Genomic DNA, 2,939 nt, shown 5'->3' on the forward strand with positions numbered 1-2,939 from the left:
GTGATCGGGCTGTACCCGGCCAACAGCGTCGGTGACGACATCGAGATCTACACCGACGAGTCGCGCAGCGAAGTCGCCCTGACCTGGTACGGCCTGCGCCAGCAAACCGAAAAAACCGCGCTGGACGGCGTGATGCGGCCCAGCCGCTGTCTGTCGGACTTCGTGGCGCCCAAGGTGATTGCTCCTGATTTGATAGCTGCTCGCGCTCAACTGGCGGGGGCTGGAGGCCAAAAAGACTCAAGGATTGAGGACTACATCGGTTTGTTTGCCGTGACCGCTGGTCTGGGCGCCGAGAAAAAGGAAAAGTACTTCAACGACGACAACGACGACTACTCGTCCATCATGCTCAAGGCGCTGGCCGACCGACTTGCCGAGGCTTTTGCCGAAGCCATGCACAAACGTGTGCGCCAGGATTTATGGGGTTATGCGCCCGGCGAAACCCTGAGCCCGGAGGACATGATTGCCGAGAAGTACCAGGGCATACGCCCGGCGCCGGGTTACCCCGCCTGTCCCGACCACAGCGTCAAGAAAGACATGTTCGATTTGCTGCAGGCTGGCGACATCGGTATGGCCCTGACCAGCAGCCTGGCCATGACGCCCGCCGCCAGCGTCAGCGGCTTCTACCTGAGCCACCCCCAAAGCGTGTACTTCAACGTTGGCAAGATAGCCGACGACCAGTTGCAGGATTTGGCCAAACGCCGCGGCGAAAAGGCCGAAGACCTGCAGCGCCTGCTGGCGCCCAACCTGTAGGTCCTGTTGCTGCCGCTTGAGTATGGATCAGGGCGCCATGAGTGAACGCCTGCTACTGGACGGGTTGACGGCATTGATGCCTGATGCGCCGCATTCGGCGCTCCGGCGGGTGGCGACGAGCGCGCGGCTGCGTTGTCTCAAAAAAGGTGAGATCTTGCTTCGGGCGGGTGAGCGCTGGAGCGACTTCTGGTGGGTGGAAAGCGGTCTGCTCAGGCTCTACTACCTGGACCAGAATGGTGTGGAGTCGAACAAGAATTTCTTTTCTGAGAAGCAGCCGTTGTGGCCCATCACCCCGGCTTTGCGTGAAACGGACAGTTCTTTCTTTGTAGCCGCGCTGGAGCCAACGCGTGTCCACGCCGTCAGTCATGCAACGATTGAAAAAGAAATGGCGGGCGAAGCGGGCTGGACCACGCTTCAGTTACGTGCCCTCCAGGGGCTGCTGGATGAAAAGATGTGGCGCGAGCGCATATTCCTGCAAGCAGATGCGAGTGAGCGCTATCAGCAGGTGCTCGTCAACCACCCGATGTGGTGTGAACGAATTCCCTTGAAACACCTTGCGTCCTGGCTGGGCATGACCGATGTTTCCCTCTCCCGTGTGCGCGCGAGCCTGGGACTTATCCGGCGTTAAGAGAACAACTGGGCAGGCGTCTCATACTGCGCTGATGAGACATACCCCCGCCTCTCTTTTCTTCCACGTCCTGGCCGTTGTCTGGCTCGGCATGATGGCGGGCTTCTTTTGTGCCTACAGTTTTAACGTCAACTTCGCGACCCTCCAAATGGATGGCGCGACATATGCAGTTGTCCAGTCCATGCTCAACCGGAACGTCCGTCACAGCCTCTTTTTTGTATTTTTCTTTTTGGCTCCCTTGTGGTGTGTTCTGGCGGTCACCCTCGACTGGCAACGCCGTGTCTGGTGTCTGCTTTTGGTCGCTGCGGCGCTGCTTTACGTCGGAGGCATTATTTTTCTGACGCGCGAGGTCAACCTGCCTTTGAATGCCTACACCGAGTCCTGGAACCCAGGAGCCTTGCCGTCAGACTGGGAGCACACGCGAGGCGCGTGGAATCAGGCCAATATGTGGCGAAGCGCTGCAAGCGCGACAGCATTTGTGCTGTCCGTGCTTGCGTTGGTTTTGAGGGCTCCCGGGCGCCCTCCTCGCGCCGGTTGAGGGGTGGCACTGCAGGCGCTTCAGTGCGCCTTGAGCGCCCGCCGGTACTGCACGGCTTCGGCCACATGCGTGAGCTGCACCGCTTGCGCACCGGCCAGGTCGGCAATCGTGCGTGCAACTTTCAGGCAGCGGTGGATGCTGCGGCCCGACCAGCCCAGGCGTGCGGCGGCTGTGTTCAGAAATTTCGCCGCTGCATCGTCAAGCTGGCACTGCGTGTCGATGGCTTTGCCCTGCAGCGACTGGTTGCTGCTGCCCTGGCGCGCCACGGCGCGGTCCCGTGCGGCGACCACGCGTTGCCGAACGCTTGCCGTGCTTTCACCTGGCGGTGTATTGACGAGTTCCTCGGCCGCGAGGGCGCCGACTTCCACATGTATGTCGATGCGGTCCAGGAGGGGGCCGCTGAGCTTGCCCTGGTAACGTGTAGGTTTTCAAAGTAATTGAGCCAAGGTACCTTGTTAAATCAAGGACTTACGCAACAACTATGCAAACGGCTTCTCCGCCAGCTTTCATAGTTACTGAGCTAAAGCTACATCTTGATCAAAGTTAATGAGCTGCTTCTAAGCCTACCACCTCCGGTAGTTCTTCAGCGTAGAACTTCCGCTCGCGTAAAGCGTACCGATTTCACCTGAACAATTGGTGGACCCCATCTGTGTACGGATGCCGTCGGACCAAGCCGCATGTCGTAGACCGCCCTGTGAAGGGAAGACTGTCAATATCTGAGTTTGTACAACCCAGCGCTCACGCGTGAGGAGTTGGCGCGTTGGCCGCAGTGCGGAACCGCTTACGCTCTCAGAACCTCAGAGAGGCAGGGTGGCGCAATATTTCCAGAGCTCTTCAAGATCGTCTGTCTTCTTAAGAACGCCATCAGCACCGAGACGTCGGGTGTGATCGACTATGTCCGGGATATAGTGATTGGTAACTACAACAATCGGTTGAATCGCCCCGGGTTTCATGGAGGCTGTTTGGTTTAAGTCATGCCTCCACCGTGGAGGCTTGACTGGCGAGTTGCCGGTAGTAGTTTGC

Annotated in this window: 3 protein-coding genes and 2 pseudogenes; 3 read left to right on the forward strand and 2 right to left on the reverse strand. The window is 58.8% G+C overall.

All coding sequences use genetic code 11. The features are described 5' to 3' along the window. The 3 genes from H0W47_RS18530 to H0W47_RS18540 form a co-directional block, all read left to right on the forward strand. A partial coding sequence (locus H0W47_RS18530; RefSeq protein ID WP_296927077.1) for a vitamin B12 dependent-methionine synthase activation domain-containing protein occupies positions 1–750 on the forward strand: 750 nt, incomplete at its 5' end. A gap of 37 nt (positions 751–787) precedes the next feature. Further along, positions 788–1,378 carry a Crp/Fnr family transcriptional regulator gene (locus H0W47_RS18535; protein ID WP_296927079.1) on the forward strand — a complete coding sequence of 197 codons (591 nt, stop codon included), beginning with the start codon at positions 788–790 and terminating at the stop codon, positions 1,376–1,378. A 34-nt stretch (positions 1,379–1,412) separates the two neighbouring features. After that, a complete protein-coding gene (locus H0W47_RS18540) occupies positions 1,413–1,916 on the forward strand; it encodes a DUF1772 domain-containing protein (RefSeq protein WP_296927081.1) in 504 nt (167 codons plus the stop codon). A gap of 20 nt (positions 1,917–1,936) precedes the next feature. On the opposite strand, the pseudogene H0W47_RS18545 reads toward H0W47_RS18540, so the two are convergent. Both H0W47_RS18545 and H0W47_RS18550 read right to left on the reverse strand, forming a co-directional pair. Next, positions 1,937–2,338, reverse strand: a pseudogene (locus H0W47_RS18545) (ATP-binding protein); the annotation flags it as partial. 375 nt (positions 2,339–2,713) lie between these two features. Then, positions 2,714–2,939, reverse strand: a pseudogene (locus H0W47_RS18550) (hypothetical protein); the annotation flags it as partial.

The sequence above is a fragment of the Polaromonas sp. genome, from assembly GCF_013817205.1.
In the GTDB taxonomy this organism is placed as follows: Bacteria; Pseudomonadota; Gammaproteobacteria; order Burkholderiales; family Burkholderiaceae_C; genus Polaromonas.